Source organism: Marinomonas mediterranea MMB-1 (genome assembly GCF_000192865.1).
Taxonomy (GTDB): Bacteria; Pseudomonadota; Gammaproteobacteria; order Pseudomonadales; family Marinomonadaceae; genus Marinomonas; species Marinomonas mediterranea.
On record NC_015276.1, the window covers coordinates 2654802 to 2675734 of the forward strand.

The following is a 20933-nucleotide window of genomic DNA, read 5'->3' on the forward strand; positions in this document are numbered from 1 at the left end:
ATCAAGCACGGGTGAGCGACAAAAGGGGTTAGTCATTATCAAAGATCCTTCTTATGGGTTGGCGGGGACAACCTTCCCCTATGCCTTTATCCTTCGCTCTTATCCTCTGGCTTAGGAATCACTTTGCCTTTGGCTTCAAAGAGTAAGACACCAAATTTCCTATGTTGGTCAAAATCCTTGGTCGTGTAATAAAATGGGGCTTTTCTAAGGCGTGCCATTTGATTCTTATCTCCAACGAGGGGAACCGTGGTAAACCAACCATTGGGGTCATCAATAGGAACGTAAAAACAATCGCTTAATTTTCTGTCTAGCTCAGTTTGACAATGAGAGTTGTAGTAAAGACGAAGCCAGCCATCTCCATTTAAAATCACTTGAATGACGGTATAACCCAATGCACGTTTATGTACGGTTTGGTATGCCTGTATTTTCTCTTCAATGAGAGCCGTATCCAGCTCCGCGTCCACTTCAAAATACGGCGCATTTGGGTCATATGGCGGCGTGAATATAATGTTCATATCGTCGTTTGGGTCAAGCTCAAACTCTGAGTCAAACTGTTGCCACGTGGCTTTTATGTGAGAGAGGTGTGTAACTTGCTCCTGCTGACGAGTAGCAACTCCGAGACCATTCGTGAGCGCTACTTTTCCATGCTTCGATTTATGTTCGTGGATTCTAAAGTTTCTAGGATCAAAACTGGATGCCGCAAACGGTAATAGGGAACTTTCTCCCTTACCACGAAAGAGCTCGACAACATCTGATGAACCTTGTGGTGCATTGATCACATAGCCATTTGGGTCTGCCCCTTCGTTCGGCGTACAATCATCCCACTTTTCATAACAATCCAGAGTAAATAACACTCTAATTTCTTCTTTTTCGACAACAACCTGCATCGTGCCGTACTTCGATTTATAATGCTTATAGTAACCTAGCAAAGTCCAAATTTTTTTCTCCGCCAGTATCGCATCAATCGGTGCGGAAATACGGTAATACGAATGGTAACCTGGCGTTTTATCTTCGTATTTTTTGGCCCAATCTCCTTCAATATAGCTGGGCACACCAACACCTCCCCCCGCAACTGTCGCTCCAGGGTAACCCCAAACTCCTCCCATTCCAAAGTTCAGTTTGCCACCATTAACCGAATGAACATAGATTTCGCCGTTACTATAAGGGCCATCTAATGTACCACTCTGGATAATATTAGCCGCGACAAGCGGCTTGCCCTTTTTATCACAAGCGCTCATGAGAGCCGTCGCCATCACTATGAAAAGAAGGTAACAATAGGTGCGGAGCCTCACTCTATCGACCCAGTATGGGAAACAAAACGGGTTAGTCATTATCAAAGATCCTTCTTATGGGTCGGGGGCGCAAATGTACAGGCATCGGTTCTTGTATAATAAACTGAGTACGATTATCAATTCCGTCTACATTTTTTTTAATGAAGCTATCGTATCCTGGGCTGATGCTTAACTCATGGGAACGATGTACATCGGTATGCCACGCAACGCCCTGCCAGTTTACTTCTTGAATTGTGCCAATTGGAAAGGTCTTTAAATATTTCCACAGTTTGGGTATGAAAGCATGGCTATGGAAATCTGTATTTTTAACTTTATCATAATCCTCTTCTAGCCATTCTATCCCCATGACGTGCCCTTGTTGCTTCATTCGCAACATGCTGAGCCCCGCTAAGCTAACGTTGACTGGGTAAATTCGGTAAAAGTAGTAATGGCCTCTCCACGCTTTGACGACTCCCGTCGCTCCGGCGTGACCGTCTGCATACTCACGTTCACATTGGGCACGCCATTCCTGCTCATATTGCTTTCTGATACGGTCACTGGTTATTTGACTGCCGGAACGGGGATGATACTCCTCCGATGCCCCGACCTTTTCTAACTCTCGGTTGTAACTGGTTATGACAGGCACTTCATAGTATTCGGGCAGCTTGGTATTGAAGTATTGATCTCGGTAGGGGTAACCACCACCGACATCGGTATGACAACCCGGAAAAGCCTCTTCAAATATATTATCAGGACGCGCTCGGCCTTTCGTAAAGACTGAGGTCAGTGGGAAGTTTTTGCGGTATTCGTAACAAGCTGTAATCTGATAAATACGTTTTGCCTGATGGGCTTTTAGGCTCAGTTCAAAGGGGTCATCGTCATCGTCTCCCGGCATGACAAACGAACCAACCGAATCAAACAACCCTACAAAACGCACTGTGTGGCGACGATGGCGGTCTATTGATAAAGGCACTCGATCTTTATCGTATACAAAAGGTTCGGGCTGCCCTAATAAGTTGGGCTCAATGGTCGAGTCGATAGTGTTTTTCAAAGGTTTACCGTATCTTGCATATGCATAGTCGTATTCAGAACCTCCCGTATTTGGCGCTTCGTAATCTGGCAAGCCAGCTTGCAGAGCATTGACAAAATGGCGGGCTAACGCCGCTCCACGACTAAAGCCAAACACATCAAATTCGATATGGGTAATAGCGTGATAATGGCCTTCGTCCGATAAACTTTTTATTAACTTACGGTACGACTTAAGCAGTAATTGCCATTTGCAGTAGACGCTGCCTTCGTCCCCGAAGCCCGATACGCTGGAATTAAGACACAGATCGTCGCCTTCGTCGATGATCGCCGCACGCGCTTCGGGCGTTAGATCGTCCAAATCCAGAGTGCCAATTCCTTGTATATAGATCTTATCGGAACGTCCCGGAATAATAGGGTATAACTCGAACAACCGTGCCACATTGGTACGGCTGGTATCTCCTCGTTTCTCCTTATATTCGTCATTGATACGGTTTTGCCCTGTTCCGTCAAAGAATACACCAATCCTAAAGGTACGCTCAGGAAGGGAATGATCTGGTCCTGCTTCGTAATGCCATTGGCGAGGGTTAATACTCGGTACAGGGACAATAAGGGTTTGAGGCTGAGAAACAGGCGCTGTCAGAGTTCTTACAAGATTTTGTTGGCGTATTAAACGCACACCTTCATGCAATGTACGCCCTAACGCGCGCAGCTCATGGAATGCTATGAGCTGGTTGTTCTCAGGGCGGCTCATTATCAAGCTTGCTTTTTGACAAAGAAGCGCAACGAGTACCGTCTCTTTGATCCACTCATCTGGCTTACTAATTTGATGGTGGCGGGCGGTGGAATACAGCGATTCCAAGAGGGATGGTTTGTCGAGTATGTAAATCAGATCCAAAAAAGCGTTGGCTAAATGCAACCCAACAGCAGGGCCTGAAGAATATTGGATTCCGAAACTTGAAGAAAGATAGTGGGAGAACGCATCAAGCGTTACCCCTTGCTCCAAACTCTGAATAAAGGCTTTTGTAAAACGTTCTGGCTTATAAATGCGCCTCTCGTTCCAGGTGATGCGCGCGTATTCAAAAGCGTTATGCAGAAGAGACTCGTCTTTAAATAACGATTCATCCATATGGGATGAGTCACCCGGTTCAATCAATCCATTATCGATCAGGTGCAACCGTTGAACCTTTCTAGGCCAGTTATGGTATGGCTTAGGCTGCAGCTCAACAATACGTTGCGAGAGAGCAGCCACCGTTTGTTCTATGGCTCTTCGGTGCTCTTGCCATTGCACTGATGTCACTGGTTCGCCTAACTCATAGGTGACATCGCCATCTTCCTGTAAGGGAATGCGAGAGGCTGATAAGCTTCCCCCTGTAAACGTCTGCTCGCCTGAGTGGATATGATAGGGAACTTGTACTGTGCCCTCTCCAGGGTATTGGTAAGTCAGTTGCGCAAAATACTTGCTGCGATCACTAGGGGTGGGTATGACACCGGCGGCCTCGTTAGTCTGTGGGTACTCATCCCTGACATAGACGGGCGCAGGTCGATTTAGCTTTTCTCTGGGTTTGGCAGGCTTAGGGGAATCGCTGATTTCTTTTTGACGTACTTCGTACACACGGCCAGATAAGGTCGGCTTGTGACGCTCTAAGAAGCGAACTTGACCGCCACTTTCAATAATAAAAAAGTGCAGGTGACTGAACTCAACCCTGAACTGATCCATCTGAGCGGGGTAGGCATAGGTAGCAACCCATTCAAGTGGATTAAGAGAATACCCTCGACTAAGGATAAAATCCCGGATACGCACGGGTTAAGCGGAAACATCCTGTTTCTTGCGTGACATGTTACATCCTTTATGTCGCGTTTAAGCTGCTGATCTTACAGGATCAGCACTGTGTATAAAATTTCATTGATTTTGTGAGCGCGAGATTTTGCCTTGTCGAGACGGTGCCTGTCAAATAAGATGCTTGCTCGGTATCTAACCTGGTCAAACGTAAGAGATTGAATGTTAGAGCGATTAAGGCGAGGGAATTCCTACTCGTTACTACCCTTACTAACAATCACACTGTTATTTTAAAGTTCCGCTAATTGATAGATTTTGTCTGACTGCTTTACATTATATTTAGCAGGAATAGCCTTCATTGATAGGTTTCTCAGTGCTCTGGCAATTGGATTTTGAATCTGTGACATCATTCCAAACTTCCAACTTAAATTTACAATCATGTCTGCCTTAGCTTTTCTTACGCCTTGATATTTAGAGAAAGCAACAGCAGCGTCGTATTGACTGATGTAGTGGCTAAGTACATAAGCGTCTTCTATTGCTTGGCATGCACCTTGGCCCATGTTAGGTGTCGTGGCGTGAGCGGCGTCCCCCAATAGACAAACGTTACCTTTAAACCAAGAAGAGATCGGCTTCAAATCGTAGATATCACTTTTAAATATTTTGTCAGCCTTTGTCGCCGATATGACGCTATTTACGACTGGATCGTAATCTTGAAAATACGCCAATAAATCGCTCTTTTCGATCTGATCATGGCCATTATGTAAAGCGTACCAATACACTTCGTTTTTAGAAATGTTAACAAAGCCAAACCTAGAACCTTTCCCCCACAACTCGTTCAATTCCGTGTCGAATTGCATTGGTAATTTTGCATTTGAGATTCCTCTCCAACAGACCTGATTTGGGCTACGAATAACGCTTCTGTCGAACGTTTTTTTCCTAATCATTGATTGAATGCCATCAGCCGCAATAACGACATCAAACACGCTTTTATCACCATCGGAAAATACGATTGTGTTCCTTTCGCCTGTTTTGAAGTCGACGACTTTTTTGTTGAGGTTGAGACATTTCGTTTGAAGCTTATCAATTAAAAATCGCTGTAAAATACCACGCTGAATCGCAACGCTATTGGCGCCATACTTTCTATCAAAATGCAGCGTTTCAATTCTATTGAGGACCTCTAATTTTTCAGTGGCAATGTTAATCGAGGTTAACGGGTTACCTAAATCAGTGAGTGATTCTTTAAATCCCAATTTATCAAAGACCTGCATGGCATTGTGAGCCAAAATAATACCAGCACCAATAGGCTTTATTTCTGGAGATTGTTCAAAAACCTGAACTGAAACACCAAGCTTTTCTAAAAACAATGCCGTAGTCAGTCCGCCGATCCCTGCTCCCACTATCGCAACGCTCATCTTTTCATCCTCAATATTTAAAACATGTCTATCCATTACAAGTTATACGATAGCACAGCCATTATTGTCTGACTTTAAAGAAGGTGAGAACAAGTCTACTGGCTTCAGCGTGTGGACTCATTCTCACCTATATTACGTCTTAGATATTTTTAATATTTCATTAATTTCGTATTTTTAATGGATCAGATCAACTAAAAGACAAGCTTGTACTAGTACTAAAATCACATTCATTAAAAGTAATTGAAGGTAACGCACCTTCTTAGATATAAAAATAAGAAACCTAGATATAAAAAAATAAAAATCGCTTCGGAGTCATTATGTTAAAAGTCTATAAACCGCTTTTCTGCGCGACCATCACCTCTCTGATCTTATGCAACAGCGCATTCGCCACAGAGAACATATCCATTGCATCGACACCAAAAGGTTCTGTATGGAACACCATGAGTAACGCAATCTCCAAAGTAACCCATGACAAAACAGGTATGACAACATCCGTTCAGGCGCTTAGCGGTTATCAAACCATAACCGACGCGGTGCAGAATGAAACCGCAGATTTCGCCATCAATGATGTTAACGACGCCATGATTGCTCGTGAAGGAAAAGGGATTTATCACGGTATAAAACATACAAACTTACGCATAGCGACACGCATTAGCCCTCTGCAAATTGGTATCTTTGTACGTACCGATTCCGACATTCATTCTATTGCAGATTTAAGAGGGAAAATAGTCGCCTCGGGCTGGAATGGGTTTCCGCTCGGCAGAACCCACATGTCAGCCATATTGGCAACCAGTGGGTTAGATTGGGATGCAGTAGAGGAAGTTCCCGTTCACAGCATTCTTGATGCAGCCGATGCACTCGCCGAGGATAAAGTAGACGCCACCAATTTGGCTGTTGGCGGCCCTAAGGTCGCTTAAATTGATAAATTAGTGGGTGGCGTAAAATTCCTTGCGGTTGATACAAGTCTATTTGCTAAAGCGGCCATGCAATCCGTTAGCCCTGCATTTTATTTCACCCAAGTATCACCTGCACCGCATTTTATTGGCATTCAAGAACCCATGTCTATGGTTACGTGGGACAATGTCCTACTGGTTGGTGCCAACGTACCGGATGAAACCGTCTTAAATCTATTAATGAAAACAAAGACGCGTTAATCAAGCTGTTTCCGGGCTTTAGAGCAATGACAACCGATGCGCCAACCCCCGCATACCCAAGTTTGAATTATCATCCCGGCGCAACACGCTACTTTTACAGAAAAAGGCCTTTAAAGAAATGTGTTTATAGATAGATAACACATTAGCTTACGTGATACACAAAACGATGCTTGCCAGTACGCTTGGAGTGATACATGGCAGCATCGGCAATTTTAAGCAGCTCATCAAGATCATCCGTATGATTCGGATAAGAGGCAGCACCAATGCTAATACCAACATGAGCCTGATCGCCTTCTATCTGATACGGTTGCTTTACACTTTGAAGAATTTTATGCGCAATGTTTTCGGCCTCCGTTTCATGGATTACATCCGGCAAAATAATCACGAACTCATCACCACCTATTCGCCCGACGACGTCCCCTTCTCGAACACTGTGTTTCAGGCGCTCACTTACTTGCCTCAATAATTCATCGCCTGCCTGATGACCTAAATCGTCGTTGACCTTTTTGAACCCATCTAGGTCCGCAAACATGGCCGTCAAGCCTCGTTGTTCATCTTCTGCTAACGTGTCGCTAATATACGACATGATGTAGTCTCTATTAGGCAGTCCGGTCAATGTATCGTGCTTTGCCATGTGGCTAAGTCGCTCTCTTAAGGCTTCTCGCTCTATCGCAAAGTTTTTAAACTCAATAAGTGCTAACGCCATAGAGCCCACCTCATCTTTACGCTGATTCACTGAGATATTGACGGACAAGTCATTCTTGGCAAGCTTCTTCATGGCCTCCGTCATAGACATAATGGGCGACGATAAATCGGCAGACAGCAGATAGCCAACTAACGCAATGGCAGTAGCAATAATACCGCCCGCCAATAGCAACAATCTATTCAATTCAAATACGGGTTCCAATACTTCATATTCGTCCACTTCGGCTAAAATCGCCCAACGATGCCCCATCACATCAAATGGTTTATAGGCTGAAAAAACCCGTTCGTTGCGATAATCCAACGCCACCGTGACGCCCTCTTCTCCCTTTAATGCGCTGTTTACTGGCGAGGTGTTTACTTCAATTTGTAAAATACTACGACCTTCAAAAAAACGTGAATTACTTCTCATCAAGTGGTCTTTCCCTACGAGATAAGTTTCACCAGTGTTTCCCATTCCAGCTTGAACATGCATGACTTTGTCTAGCTTTTCAATCGACAACTGAACCACAAACACACCAAGTAATTGACTATCATCGTCCGTCACAGCCGTCGCAATAAAGCCAGCCGGTGCATTCTGGCTTGGTGTATGAGGAGAGAAATCCGAAAAACGTAATGTCGACGAAGGGTGCTCTATTACCTTGTTAAACACATCCGCTAACCCACTATTTGACCAAGGGCCATCTTTAAGGTTCGTTGCAAAATCATTTTCTTTTTTGGCTGTGTAGATCACATCCCCACGCTTGTTTATCAAAAAAACATCGTAGAACGCCCCAGCCTCGATAAAAGCGGTGAAATCTGCGTGGTTTTCCTCATGAGACGTTGAATACAGTGAACCATCTTCCGCTCGCAACAAGCTGGCTTCACGGCCCTTAGGAAAAGGGTTCAGCGTGATATATTGAGTTTGTAGGTAAGTCATTTTGTCGTCAGGCAGCTGCTCCCACGCCTGACCGAAATCTCGCAAAGCACGTTTCACAAGGTGGCTATTGGAATGGTAGACAATATCTCTCTGGATGGTGTCAAAGTAATGATCAAGAGAAGATTTCCTAGATTCTAGCAACGCATATAGCTTAGATTCGGCTTGATCCTCTATTGCTTCGACTGCATGATAGTACGCCACCACCCCCGTCGTAAGCGCAGAAATAAGCGCGAAGATAATCATTACCAAAGGCAGTTTATGGGTAATTCTCATGTCTTTAAGCAAACGGAAAAACCTCTATACGATTTATGCTATAAGTGAGCATTTTCTCACTTTACTCGACACTTAAACGTGTCTTTTTGCTATCAGTGTACAACGTTTTGTGAAGCATCTTTTTAGCCACACTGAGAGAAAACGGGCTCAAAAAAAGCAGTGGACATGGGACATTAGAACTGTCGATCGGTAGCAACAAGCTAAAGCGTTCGAAAAAAACAATACGCCGAAAGCAATTTCAATACGTAGTATAGCTCACGTAAAGTTACGAGATTTTACGCTTATTTCCCTTTAAAAAAGAGAACTTAGGCTAAAACTTAGACGATAAAATCATTGCTGCACGCCACATATATTAAAGGAACTCATTGACATTATTTGATGTCACAAGCGGATCACTTATTAGACAATAGCAAAAACCACACTCCCATAAACCTTACGTTAAGCTTTGAGTTATGTAGTCCAACAGGTGTATCAAGGTTATGGTTTACAACGGAAGCGGGGAACGAATGACTTCTATTAAAAAGAACATCTGGCTCACCTTTTACATCACCGCAACAATATGGCTCCTCTTTTTTGGCGCCGCGACGTATGTCAGCTACCAAACGGTCTACGATGAGTACACTGCAGAGCAGAAGAAGTTAATGACGTTAACGTCCAATTCGCTGCAATCCTTGTTTCGCCAGTACGAAGTTCTTTTGGATCTGATAACAAAGGAAATGAAGATCGAGAACGGTCTCCCAGACAAGCGCAAGGCACAAGCAATTATGGATACCATCATTGACGTTGATCCATCCATGGTTGGGGTTGGCCTTTTTACGCCCGACGGCGAAGCTTATGTCGCATCATCAGGGATTACACTCCCACCAAAATTTAATATTTTAGCGCAAAAAGAAAACAGAGAAAGTTTCCTTCGAACTCTAAAAGAAGAGCACATGGTATTGGGGAGAACCTATCAAAGCAAAGTGCTCAATACGATTGCTTTTCCGCTACGTAAAGCCATGAGAGACAAAGACGGCAAGGTTGTCTTTGTCCTGTCTACCGTTGTCGACCTTAATAAAGCGTTTGATTTTCTGATCAACAAGAAAAACACCCAATTTAGTAGTGACCTCTACATATTCAGAGAGCACGACCATTATTTTCAGATGGTTCTGACTAAAGGCCTCGTAGACCCGTCAATTTACAGTTACCAGATTCCCGATAGTGAACGAAGCCGTGCGATTGAATCATTAGAATCTGAGTTGGGTATTTCCTATCAGACGATAAAAGATAAAGAGTTAGACATTATTATCGACAGCCACCAGCCAACGTTAGACGCAAACAATCCATCTGACGAAAATACTAAAGCGGTCAGCAAATACATACCTGACTATGGTTTGTGGGTCGAAGCCAAAATCGATGACGCGTCGATACGTAGCCTGTTTTTAAATAAAGCAAAGACGCTCATTATCGTCTTTGTTGGTTCATTGCTCTTTATTTTTATACTGTTTCGCGGCATCGCAATCAGTGAACAGAGGAAAAAAGCCGCCCTGCAGTATCAGGCAAATCATGATTACCTTACCGAATTACATAATCGATATTACCTAGATCAACAGCTAGTCCGATCCGGTACTGAAACACCCTTTTTTATGATCTTCATCGATCTGGACAACTTCAAAGCCATAAACGACGGTTATGGGCATGAGTTAGGCGACAAAGTTCTCAAAAGCGTTGCCCAGCGACTTAAAGTATTTGTTAGCGACAGCGATTTACTAATCCGATATAGCGGCGACGAATTTATCATCGTCGTCTACAACGAAATACATCAAACGATCGTGACACGATGTGAGAACATTCTGTCGAGTTTTGAACAGCCTTGCGTCATAGACGATTACAGCTTCGTACTCAGTGCCAGTATAGGCGTCGCGGCGTATCCAGAAGATGGTACCGATCTGGATGAACTCAAACGTTATGCGGATCTCGCTATGTACGAGTCTAAAAAAACACTTAACACGATTACGTTTTTCCAAGAGGACTTTAGAGAAGCTTATAAGTATCGAGCCCAAATGGAACAAGAGCTTAAACAGGCAATCGTACTCGACGAATTTTATATGGTGTATCAACCTCAAATAATGCGAAACGGCGGTCTGTTTGGCGTTGAAGCGTTGGTTCGCTGGGAAAACAAAACACTCGGAATGGTGCCGCCCGACAAATTCATTCCAGTCGCCGAATCGAGTGGTGCCATACTAGCGATTGGCGACTTTATTATAGAAAGATCCTTTCAAGACATTGTGGAAGTGCAGCGTGATACTGGCATTAACATCTCAGTTTCTATCAATATTTCGATCAAGCAATTTCAACACAAACACTTTCTCAATAAGCTGGTTAAGCTTATTGAGAAACATGCTTTCATCTATGTCGAGCTTGTCTTGGAAGTAACCGAAAATCTATTCATTGATGATGTGATCGGCATCCAAGCGATTATGCATAAAATCAAGAGCAAGGGCATTCGGATATCGCTTGATGATTTCGGTACAGGGTATTCTTCCCTTAGTTTATTAAGCCACCTCCCTATCGACGAACTTAAAATCGATAAAAGCTTTATCTCAGAAATCACAACCGACCCAAAAACACGCGCAATGGTAGAAGGCATTATAGCCATTGCTCAGCAACTCAACTTCACAACCGTCGTGGAAGGTGTCGAGACAGAAGAACAGCGCCAAATACTACAAAGCCTTGAATGTGATATCTTCCAAGGTTACCACTTTTCCAAACCGCTCAAAGTACATGACCTCAAAACATTCATTCAGTCACCGACTGTTATTGTGTCTCCTACTCCACCGGGTATTTCTCCACCGGATACGTCTCCACCACACAATGAATAAACATTTTCAGTGGCAGCGCTAGTTAGACGTGTTACATCACCTTAAATAGCAGCCATGTTAATTCTCTAGGCTCCCGACTCACATCTTGTGGGCCGAGAGACTCGCTAGGGAAGGTATGAACAAGTCCTCTGGCTTCAGCGTGTGGATAACGCTTCTTTATTCGAGGCAAGTTTCGCCGTCCAATATTGAGCATATTGGCAAGAAAGTTAACAAAGAATTAAAGAGAGTTTAGCCCTCGCCCTTTGGGTCTTTCAGAGAAACAGCCTATCTTCGTTAAGAGTGATTGAAAGGTATTAACATTCCTGCTCACTCTCGCCTTAATAAGCTGTTTCTCTGATAAGACTGAAGCTCATAAGACTTATTAGTACCTTCCCTAGGGACACAAACTCAGAAAACGTTATTTAAAGAAAAGCCAATCGTTGATTTAGATCCGCTTTCTAATCAGATCAGTCGATATAATTAGCCTAAATTCAGGCGTAACAAGGGAGGTAAACAACGTTACTAAATCCAGTCAACCTAACAAAGAACGTTGTGACGCTTATAGGGAGAACCCATCCATGAAACATAAACACCATCATATCAATAACGCCAATATTGACTGAGACTGTAGCGGACCATTTAGCTTCACATCAGGCAGTGGAGCAACCAAAGCTGAAAGTCGACTTGCCAACTATGCTGCTTTCATTGCGCCTTTTCTCTTATATTTTCTTTACTGGCGACATCTAGAGTGGAATACAACGCAACTGGTTGTTGCTGGTATCTTGGCACTGGATATGGTTGGTGGTGTGCTTACAAATTCGTTGGGGTCCATGAAGCGACTCTTACATACCTCTCAAACGACTGATCTTTCTTGGCTTCAGAGACTCGTCAAAAACCGTTTTCTGTTTCCTGCTCTCCATTTTCAATTGTTCGCCATTCCGTTGGTTTTAGATGTCACATGGTCCTACGCGATATTCTGGTATCTGTTTATGATGCTCTCCATCTTTCTAATTCATATGCTTCCCTTATATTTGCACCGCCCTATCGCCTTGCTGATCGTTATCATTGCTATCGTTATGGGACCGACACTGTTTTCAGTGCCGACAGGGTTAGAATGGTTATCGTCGATCTTTATCATAAAGCTCGTTCTCTCACATTGTGTTCGAGAAGAGCCCTACCGACCTGATGATCAAAAAAATAACTAAGGGAAAGGGCCACACAAAGGAAATAAGCGAAAAGCAAACACAATTGGCAAAAATTAAAACACGTGAAAAACACCAACCGAATGAGCCCCGTCAATACAGACCGACACTCAGTTGGCTTCCTTACAACCTATGTTACTTCTTGATCGATCCAAACTTCTAAGTAGGCACTCTGATCCGTTTCCGTATTCATAGCCATGAGGTTTTTCCCTAATCGATCCTGAAGCGGGAACCCATAACCTGCAGTGAGTGTCGCGATACTGCCAGCATAACTGTTATAAAAATCGGAATCACTTTGGACACCTCCAAAATACATTCCTGTACCACCTGGAGTCGACCCAGACACCACATTCGTCCCATCGGGCATGACACCGCCCCACCACTCAGTACTGCATAGCGTATTGATAGGTGCACCATTAAATAACTCAGAAGAGCCAATGTACCCAAAGTTCAACCCTGAGAACAAATCACCAACTACTTGACCGTAAACATCGTTGGTTATGCCTGCCGTTTTCGCGCCACCATTAAGCGTATAGGGCGCATTACAGCCGTAGATCCCTGTCGCCGCATTTAAGTCGGCATAATCTAAAACGATATTACCAGTGCTCGGCCCAACCCCCAGCCCTTGTTGAACAGCTGGAACGCCCGCCGCACAGCCATTGCCAGAATCGGTGCTCGGCACAAGCGTCACGCTCCCAGAAATAGCCTTAGTCGTTTTATCTTGCTTGATGCTAAAGGTAGCCGTGTAGTCATAACTCTGCGCTTGCGTTTCTGGGTTACCTGACGGTTGATCTCCTGTACCAACATAGGTTCCCGCTATTCGAGCGCTTGTGCCATTCAGCGCAAGCAGATACTTAGAGAAGTCGTGATAGCACACGGTTTGAGAAAGCTGAGGACTGATCACACGTGCAAAATTGGCACTTGGCAATTGGTCGTTCGCATTCGGCAATACAGACGCATTTGCTGATGACGCCGAATTTCCTGTTGCCGCTGCCAATCTTGAACTCGACACACTCAACTGATTCGGGTTACTTGCGTTAGGCGCGTTCTTAGCCTTCAATGAAAGCGAGATCGACGTAAAATCAATGTAGGACAAATCGATATTCAACTGCCCGTTTTTAATAGTAGGTTCGTAGTATTGGTAACGAACATCGTAATTTGCATCGAGTGGGTTTGACGCACTCGGAGTATACTCGGTACTTAACCCTTGCAGCCCTTGAGACCCAAAGTTTACATACACTCGACCCGAAAATTCTCTTACCGCAACAGCAGGTACACCAGTCGGCGCCCCCGACACAATGGCTTTGGTACTCACTAAACTCGACAATGGGTAAGCGGTGTTTGCGGACAATGACACCTTATCGCCAGTTGAATCATAATAGAATCCGTCAAGGCTTTTATCGGTAATAAACTGGATATAAGTTGAGTCTGTATCCAGTGCTTTGAATACCATGGGCACCGGAGCAGCATCTGCTGCACTGTACGTAAACGTCGCTGTTTTTGTTGATGGCTGACCCTGAACAATGGCCTGTACTTGCACCGATTCGTCCTTAGGAGCGCCCGCATTGGTCACCGTTACCTCGGTATCGCTAATTACATTGACGTTTGAGGCACCCAATACACCGAAATTGACGGCGAGCGCTCCGCTTAGATATTTCCCTTTCAATGTCACCGTCTCGCCGCCTTGCAGTGACCCTGAGCTTGGAACCACCGACAAAACTTGTGGCAACTCATAGGTAAACTGATCGCTAAACGCATGGTGCTTTCCAGATGTATCAATTAACGTAACATCCACACTACCCGCTGTGCCGGTATTCGGAGCAATGACGACAATAGCTGAGTCCGTCGGTGACCCAACCATTGTCGCTCCCGCTTCGTCAAAATTAACCGCATTAATATTTGATAGGTTTGTTCCCGTTATTGTGACCCTGACACCGCCTACTAACCCAGAAAATTTCGGATTAAGGGAGTTTATCGTCGGAGCTGTATTATTGTTACTCATCATGCGTCCTCATCAATCGTTGTATTGCTGACTCTCTCTGAAAAGTCCTTTTATTTATGATCCGTTAATGAACCATATCGGCGAGATTGAGCAAACTCGATTACACGGTGTTACACGAACAATGAAAGGGGTCGTCTAAAAAAGAAACGCATGAACCTTTTCTAGCTATCTATGCATAGGTATTCACCTTTGTGCCCACGGTTGCATCAGGATCATTATCCTCTGAAGACTCACTCGACGAGTCTGACTCTTCAGACTTATCAGACGTTGAAGACGATTCGTTCGCTTTATCCGATTGTTGAGATTTGAGGTTAGCAATTTGCGCCTGAAGCATCGTAATCTGTTGTTGAATCAGATCTGCTTGCTCTTGATCTTCGTCAGACACTTCTGTCTGCTCATAAATGGTGGAAAGCTCCTGCTGAAGCGCCTCAACTTTCGACTCTAATTGCTCTATCTTAGATTGCGTGTTCGATGATGAATTAGAAGATTGGATTTTGATCGAACTAAGATCCATTGAAATACTGCTCATTTTGGTGCTCCTACCTATTCGTTATGTATCTAGGGAAGGTACGAATAAGCCTTATGAGCTTCAGTCTTATCAGAGAAACAGCTTATTGAGACGAGAGTGAGCAGGAAGGTTAATACCTTTCAATCACTCTTAACGAAGATAGGCTGTTTCTCTGAAAGATCCAAAGGGCGTGCTGTACGCCGAGTTAAATTCACGCTGAAGCCAGTGGACTTGTTCACACCTTCCCTAAGTTATCGAAGCAACAATTAACCTCTTTAGCACCCTTTCAAAACCCTTACACTTAGCTGACAGAAGGTTTGTTTAGAGTGAGCCCTCGCATTAGAAACGACACGAGCCACTTGAATACCGGTATAAAAATTAGTCATATAATGTCACTTCCCATCCAACTATCTAAACCAACAGCACTTGTAAACCTTTCGGGTACAACAAGTATTGATAGACAACTTTAGCGCAGGGCGCGATTTCCCCTCCATCAACACGCCCTACACAAACCGTCATTCCCATTACACCTAGCCTAAAACTCCTGAGCAGAGTCACTCATGGCATTCCAAAGGTAGTCTGAGCTTGCGATGTCCGATAAAAGATAAAAACACTCGCTGCCTTTAACCACGATCGCATTGACGCGGGCGACGGAGGTTTGGGCAATACTTCCTACGGGGAAGGGTTTATCTCTCAAATCAACACCACAAACTTTCGAAAACAATGTGGCAAGCGTCTCTTGTTGACGACGACTTTGACTGCCGTTTTTGTTTTCGTAAAAGCAAAACTGAGCATGACTGTGCTGACAAAAAAGTCGATAGACATTAGGAGCGTCGTTCGCAGCGGCGTCCAATTCGGACATTCGTTTATTTGCCGTGGAAACAGGAGCCTGTTTAGTATCGCTATTAGGATTAGGCTCGATATCTATCAACCAGACCTCGGTGGCACTTAAGCGTAATACCGCCATGCCGTTTTCGAATACGGATTGATTCGGTTTGCTTGGCACCGTGATACCTTGCGCTTCTAAAAAAGAGCGCGCGCCTTTTCCACGAAACCCAATTCGGTCTTTTACGGATTGGTTTTCTATTCTCACGCTACTTTTCGGCGAGGTATAACTCGTTTGAGAAGCGATACTGCGACGTAAATGCGCCGCCGCACTCAGGCTAGATTCTGTCTTAAGCATTGTCATCGTTTACACCTCCTGACGTTCGTTATTGGCATCGTAAAATGGCAGCGCTACGACTTCAGCCATGACGATTTCACCGTGATCAACGCGAATCGAAAATTTAGTACCCACCTCTTGCTGATCAACCCCTACAAACGCCATGCCTATGTTGGCGCCTATTGTGCTGGAGTATTCACTCGACGTAACATTACCGGTGATAGCACAATTCGCGTCAGAAGCATTTTCAAGTACGATGTGCCCTTCTTTCGGTTTGGATGCGGTTGCCGGCAATGTAAAACCGACAAGCTTGCGAGTTTGCGTTCTCGCCATGACGATATCGACAGACTTGCACCCGACAAAGAACGGTTTTTTACGACTGATCGCCCAGTCGAGCGAAAGCTCGCCAGGGTGAGACATACCATCGGTGTCTTGGCTGACAATGATGTGCCCTTTTTCCAAACGCAGTAAGCGCTGAGTTTCAACACCAAATGGACGAATATCAAACTCTTCGCCCGCCAAGAGTAGTAAATCCCACATAAACTCACCAAACAAGGTAGGCATGTGTATTTCATAGCCTAACTCGCCAACAAATCCGACTCGCATTAAGCGCACTGGAACGCCTTCGATGCTGCCTTCGCGATACGCTAGGTATGGAAACGCATCATTACTAAAGTCGACGTCGTTACAGACTTTTTCCATGACCTTACGCGCAAGTGGGCCAGCAACGTTCACGGCACTGTAGGCCGACGTCACGTTCGCTATGTCCACGTCTAAACGCCATTGCGCATTCCACTTGGTCATTTCACGGAAAACGGCATCTACGCCACTGGTTGTCGCGGTGACATAAAAATGATCGTCGGCGATGCGACAAGAAACACCATCATCGATGACCACGCCTTGCTCGTTCGTAAGCACAGCATAACGTGTTTTACCAACAGGCTGTTTTAAGAACGCGAAGGTATACATGCGGTTTATAAACTCGGCCGCGTCTGCGCCACGAATCTCTAGACCACCTAAGGTACTCACGTCTATGATGCCAACACATTGGCGAACATGTTGAGATTCTGTTTGAATAATCTCGTCTCGGTTCGCTGGGTCACCGTAAAAAGCAGGACGACGCCAAATACCTGCAGGGATCATATGCGCCCCCAGATCGAGGTGTCGTTGATGCATCGGCGTTCGTTTTTGAGGACTAAAAATACGCCCTGCAATGTGCGCCAGCTTTTCCGGTACAAAGGGCGGACGCGCTGTGGTCACGCCGGTTTCCGTTACGGTTCGGTCAGTGGCATCTGCCACCAATCGAGCGGTAGGTAGTGCCGAATGACGACCTTGTGACGGCCCCATTCCAACGGTTGAGAAGCGCTTGACCAGCTGAACATCACGATAGCCAAGTTTCGTCGCATTAATAATGTCTTTGGCTTGAAGGTCTTCATCAAAGTCGACGAAATCTTTGCCTTTCGGGTGTTTGAAAATAGGCCAATCGAAGTTGATTTTCTTTTCACAGAGAACAGACTGAGGTTCAGGCAGATTGTGGCCCAAGGCGATGAGCGCATTCGTCGCGACTCGTTCGCCGTCTTCTATCACACGATCTAACTGATGCACACCATTCACAGAACCCGCAATATGCAGCCCGCTCACTAAGTTGGATATTGAGAACTGGGCACTCGTGTCGTTGTAACTTAACGCCGCGCCAGCCTGACAAAGAAGTTGATACACCGGCATGTACCCAGCCGACATGCACAGCATGTCACAAGGAATCGTAATGCCGCTGTCCGCCACCACACCTTTACGAACAATATTATGTACCCGAACAGCAGAAAGGCGTTTTTTGTCAGTCGAAGGCATCGCTTCAAATACTGTCGCGCCCAACATGATATTGATACCGTTGGCTTCCACCGCTTGTGCCAAAGACGACTCTGCGCCATCCGCTCTCATGTCCACAATGAGTGGCACTTCAACACCATACTGCTTTAACTCCAATGCACACAAATAGCCGTCGTCATTACCGGTGAGAATGATGGCTTTTTCAGCTGGTTTAACCGCATATTGATTGATGAGGCGCATTGCTGCGCTCGACATAACAACGCCTGGTACGTCGTTATTACGAAAGACAACATGCTGCTCGAACGCACCGGATGCGACAATGCATTGCTTCGCTCGCACTTTGTACATTCTTGTACCCTGTATCACAGGGAGATAGTTATCCGTGAACCAGCCATTGCAAGTCGCATTCCTTAAAATTTGAATATTATCGTGCTGTTCAACCCGAGCGACTAAAGAGTCACGTAAGCTGCGGCTTTCTTTTCCGTCGATATCAAAGCGGTGGTAGGTTAGCGCTCCGCCTAATTCAGGCTGCTCATCCACCAGCAACACACTTGCTCCTGCATCAGCTGCTTTTAATGCGGCAGCCATACCCGCGGGGCCAGCCCCGATGACCGCGATATCGTGAAACAGATACGCTTTGTCGTAATATTGATCAGTGTCTTTATGAATCGGATCAAAAGATAAGTCAGCATACCCAAGACCCGCCTTTTTGCGAATAAAGGGTTCCCATTTATCCCATGCACCCTTGGGTTTGTAGAAGGATCGGTAATAAAATCCGACTGGCATAAAACGCCCAGCCAACCCAAGTTTTGCGTCTTTATCACTTTCTAGAGAGCCATTGTAGTTTTGGCCCTGCGCCTTAAGATCGCTCGACAAGGTCATTCTGTCGGCTAATACATTTGGCTCACTTGGCAACTGTACTAGCGTGTTTGCATCTTGTCCTGCCATCGTCAAAGGCCCACGAGGACGATGGTATTTAAAAGATCGAGACATAAGCCATTGACCATTTGCAATCAATGCACTCGCAATAGTGTCGCCTTCGACGCCTTGATAAGAAACGCCTTCAAATTCAAATTGAACGCTTTTTTCGCGGTTAATAAATAACCCTGTAGGTTCGGATAAACGATCATGAGTCGCCATTACACGCCCTCCCCTTTTGGTGTCGCTTGGTTTTCAACAACGGAAGAGAATTCAACTCTTTCACTAAAAAGCTCGGACGAATCATAGGTATTGATAATGTCATCGGACGCCGTATGACGCTCAGCAATGAACCAATAACCTGAAGGTGAGTGATACCACCACTCTTTTACGATTCGAACGTTATTGTCTGAATAGAAAACGTAATCGGCCCATTCTTCATTACTGCATGTCGCAGGGTTCGGCATCGCGCGCACTTCGCCGCCATAGACAAATTCACTGATGTTACGTGGCCCGTTAAGCGGACAATTCATTAGTTTCATTAAGGCTAACTCCCTTAAAATGTTGAACCACTGATGGATGCCAGCTTCTCTTTGTTGCATCCATTCACGGGATATCAAATTCTGCTTTACTAAGCGCTGTGTAACCAACGCGGCTTATCTCTAATGCTAAATAACGGAGCTCGCTAATGACTGGCGGCCGTTGCCCCCATTTCGTTTACTTGTCTAAATTCACTAAACCGATCCATCGCGAATGGCGCGATCAAATCAGGGACTTTGCCGCCTGACGCAACGAGTTCGGCCATGGTTTTCCCGCATATTGGCGTTGCTTTGAACCCCCATGTGCCCCACCCTGCATCAAGGTAATAATTTTCAACTGGGCTTAACCCCATGATGGGGCTGTAATCTGAGGTCATATCCGTGATGCCTGCCCACTGTCGCATGAGTTTCAGGTTTGCCATGAACGGGAACATTTCAATTGCGTGAGCGAGTAAGCTTTCTTTTAAATCTAAGGTCGAACGTGTGTTGTAGAGTGGGTAAGGGTCAGATCCTCCACCAAAGACAATTTCGCCTCGCCCAGTCTGCTGAACATAACAATGCAGTGCAGACGAACTCACAAGAGGATCAAGAAACGGTTTAACAGGCTGGGTTACCATTGCTTGCAATGGGTAGGTTGTAATGGGCATTTTAATACCTGCCATTCCCGCCACCAATGAGCTGTGTCCGGCAACGGCTTGAACCACGCATCCACACTGCACCGTACCGCGATTGGTTTTCACGCCAGTGACTTTGCCATTTTCGGTCAATACGTCAGTCACTTCCGTTAACTGATGCAATTCGACACCGCGTTGCGTCGCCCCTTTTGCGTAACCCCAAGCGACCGCATCATGACGTGCGGTCGCTCCGTCAATATGCCAAAGCCCTGCTAAAACTGGCATATCCGCTGGGTTCATATTTAGCGTTGGCACCAGTTCTTTAATTTGTTGAGGATCAATCAACTCAGTCTTACCACCAAAATGCGTGTTCACTTCGGTACGCTGGCGAAACGCTCTGACCGTAGAATCGGTATGAGCCAAGGTTAGCTGACCACGAGATGAATACATGATATTGAAGTCAAACTCGTTAGACAGTCCTTGAAATAACTTGACCGATTCGGTGTAAAACTTCACGCCTTCTGACGTCAGATAGTTCGATCGAATCACGGCAGTATTTCGCGCCGTATTACCACCGCCTAGATACCCTTTCTCTAACACAGCAACGTTGGTAATGCCGTGATATTTAGCAAGGTAATACGCGGTGGCAACGCCATGACCGCCACCGCCGATAATAACAACGTCATAGTGCTTTTTAAGTTGCGTGGGCGAAGGAAGGTCTACTTCTTTCTCGAAGGGATAGTCGCTTTTAAGACCGTATTTCAACAATGAAAATGGCATAACT

Annotated in this window: 14 protein-coding genes; 4 read left to right on the forward strand and 10 right to left on the reverse strand. The window is 45.2% G+C overall.

Translation table 11 applies throughout. The features are described from left to right. Positions 1–86: 86 nt before the first annotated feature. The 3 genes from MARME_RS21855 to MARME_RS12145 all read right to left on the reverse strand — a co-directional run bounded on the left by MARME_RS21855 (position 87) and on the right by MARME_RS12145 (position 5489). Complete coding sequence (locus MARME_RS21855; RefSeq protein ID WP_013661554.1) at positions 87–1331, reverse strand: hypothetical protein; 1245 nt, start codon at positions 1329–1331, stop codon at positions 87–89. Further along, on the reverse strand, positions 1324–4101 hold the full coding sequence (locus MARME_RS21500; protein WP_013661555.1) for a T6SS phospholipase effector Tle1-like catalytic domain-containing protein: 2778 nt from the start codon (positions 4099–4101) through the stop codon (positions 1324–1326). Before MARME_RS21500 ends, MARME_RS21855 begins: the two co-directional genes overlap by 8 nt. 266 nt (positions 4102–4367) lie before the next feature. Beyond that, the gene (locus tag MARME_RS12145) at positions 4368–5489 is read right to left on the reverse strand and encodes an FAD-dependent monooxygenase (protein WP_013661556.1); all 1122 of its coding nucleotides are present in this window, start codon (positions 5487–5489) and stop codon (positions 4368–4370) included. A gap of 317 nt (positions 5490–5806) precedes the next feature. On the opposite strand from MARME_RS12145, the gene MARME_RS22515 reads away from it, so the two are divergent. Both MARME_RS22515 and MARME_RS22520 read left to right on the forward strand, forming a co-directional pair. Next, positions 5807–6406: a TAXI family TRAP transporter solute-binding subunit gene (locus MARME_RS22515; RefSeq protein ID WP_223294973.1), complete on the forward strand. Its 600-nt coding sequence runs from the start codon at positions 5807–5809 to the stop codon at positions 6404–6406. A 12-nt stretch (positions 6407–6418) separates the two neighbouring features. Then, positions 6419–6643 (forward strand): TAXI family TRAP transporter solute-binding subunit, encoded by a 225-nt coding sequence (locus MARME_RS22520; RefSeq protein WP_223294974.1) that lies wholly within the window; start codon positions 6419–6421, stop codon positions 6641–6643. Between the two features lie 142 nt (positions 6644–6785). On the opposite strand, the gene MARME_RS12155 is transcribed toward MARME_RS22520, so the two are convergent. Beyond that, complete coding sequence (locus MARME_RS12155; protein ID WP_013661557.1) at positions 6786–8549, reverse strand: diguanylate cyclase domain-containing protein; 1764 nt, start codon at positions 8547–8549, stop codon at positions 6786–6788. 494 nt (positions 8550–9043) lie between these two features. On the opposite strand from MARME_RS12155, the gene MARME_RS12160 reads away from it, so the two are divergent. After that, positions 9044–11398 (forward strand): bifunctional diguanylate cyclase/phosphodiesterase, encoded by a 2355-nt coding sequence (locus tag MARME_RS12160; protein WP_148231027.1) that lies wholly within the window; start codon positions 9044–9046, stop codon positions 11396–11398. Between the two features lie 809 nt (positions 11399–12207). After that, a complete protein-coding gene (locus MARME_RS22525) occupies positions 12208–12582 on the forward strand; it encodes a hypothetical protein (RefSeq protein WP_223294975.1) in 375 nt (124 codons plus the stop codon). Positions 12583–12709: 127 nt separating this feature from the next. Here MARME_RS22525 and MARME_RS21505 read toward each other — a convergent pair whose 3' ends face one another. From MARME_RS21505 to MARME_RS12195, 6 genes are all read right to left on the reverse strand, one after another. Continuing rightward, on the reverse strand, positions 12710–14581 hold the full coding sequence (locus MARME_RS21505; RefSeq protein WP_013661559.1) for an IPT/TIG domain-containing protein: 1872 nt from the start codon (positions 14579–14581) through the stop codon (positions 12710–12712). A gap of 169 nt (positions 14582–14750) precedes the next feature. Beyond that, a complete protein-coding gene (locus tag MARME_RS12175; RefSeq protein WP_041647918.1) occupies positions 14751–15110 on the reverse strand; it encodes a FlxA-like family protein in 360 nt (119 codons plus the stop codon). 514 nt (positions 15111–15624) lie between these two features. Next, entirely contained in the window at positions 15625–16278 is a 654-nt protein-coding gene (locus tag MARME_RS12180) for an aminomethyltransferase family protein (RefSeq protein ID WP_013661561.1), read from the reverse strand. A 3-nt stretch (positions 16279–16281) separates the two neighbouring features. Continuing rightward, positions 16282–19218 carry a 2Fe-2S iron-sulfur cluster-binding protein gene (locus MARME_RS12185; RefSeq protein WP_013661562.1) on the reverse strand — a complete coding sequence of 979 codons (2937 nt, stop codon included), beginning with the start codon at positions 19216–19218 and terminating at the stop codon, positions 16282–16284. Further along, the gene (locus MARME_RS12190; RefSeq protein ID WP_013661563.1) at positions 19218–19538 is read right to left on the reverse strand and encodes a sarcosine oxidase subunit delta; all 321 of its coding nucleotides are present in this window, start codon (positions 19536–19538) and stop codon (positions 19218–19220) included. Before MARME_RS12190 ends, MARME_RS12185 begins: the two co-directional genes overlap by 1 nt. Positions 19539–19681: 143 nt before the next feature. After that, positions 19682–20929: an FAD-dependent oxidoreductase gene (locus MARME_RS12195; protein ID WP_013661564.1), complete on the reverse strand. Its 1248-nt coding sequence runs from the start codon at positions 20927–20929 to the stop codon at positions 19682–19684. Between the last annotated feature and the right edge of the window lie 4 nt (positions 20930–20933).

Excerpts from the sequence above, each read along its gene's own strand:
- MARME_RS12185 (WP_013661562.1), bottom strand. The coding sequence starts at position 19,218 with ATGGCGACTCATGATCGTTTATCCGAACCTACAGGGTTATTTATTAAC.
- MARME_RS12175 (WP_041647918.1), bottom strand. The coding sequence starts at position 15,110 with ATGAGCAGTATTTCAATGGATCTTAGTTCGATCAAAATCCAATCTTCT.
- MARME_RS12145 (WP_013661556.1), bottom strand. The coding sequence starts at position 5,489 with ATGAGCGTTGCGATAGTGGGAGCAGGGATCGGCGGACTGACTACGGCA.
- MARME_RS22515 (WP_223294973.1), top strand. The coding sequence starts at position 5,807 with ATGTTAAAAGTCTATAAACCGCTTTTCTGCGCGACCATCACCTCTCTG.
- MARME_RS12180 (WP_013661561.1), bottom strand. The coding sequence starts at position 16,278 with ATGACAATGCTTAAGACAGAATCTAGCCTGAGTGCGGCGGCGCATTTA.
- MARME_RS21505 (WP_013661559.1), bottom strand. The coding sequence starts at position 14,581 with ATGAGTAACAATAATACAGCTCCGACGATAAACTCCCTTAATCCGAAA.
- MARME_RS12160 (WP_148231027.1), top strand. The coding sequence starts at position 9,044 with ATGACTTCTATTAAAAAGAACATCTGGCTCACCTTTTACATCACCGCA.
- MARME_RS22525 (WP_223294975.1), top strand. The coding sequence starts at position 12,208 with ATGAAGCGACTCTTACATACCTCTCAAACGACTGATCTTTCTTGGCTT.
- MARME_RS12195 (WP_013661564.1), bottom strand. The coding sequence starts at position 20,929 with ATGCCATTTTCATTGTTGAAATACGGTCTTAAAAGCGACTATCCCTTC.
- MARME_RS21855 (WP_013661554.1), bottom strand. The coding sequence starts at position 1,331 with ATGACTAACCCGTTTTGTTTCCCATACTGGGTCGATAGAGTGAGGCTC.
- MARME_RS12190 (WP_013661563.1), bottom strand. The coding sequence starts at position 19,538 with ATGAAACTAATGAATTGTCCGCTTAACGGGCCACGTAACATCAGTGAA.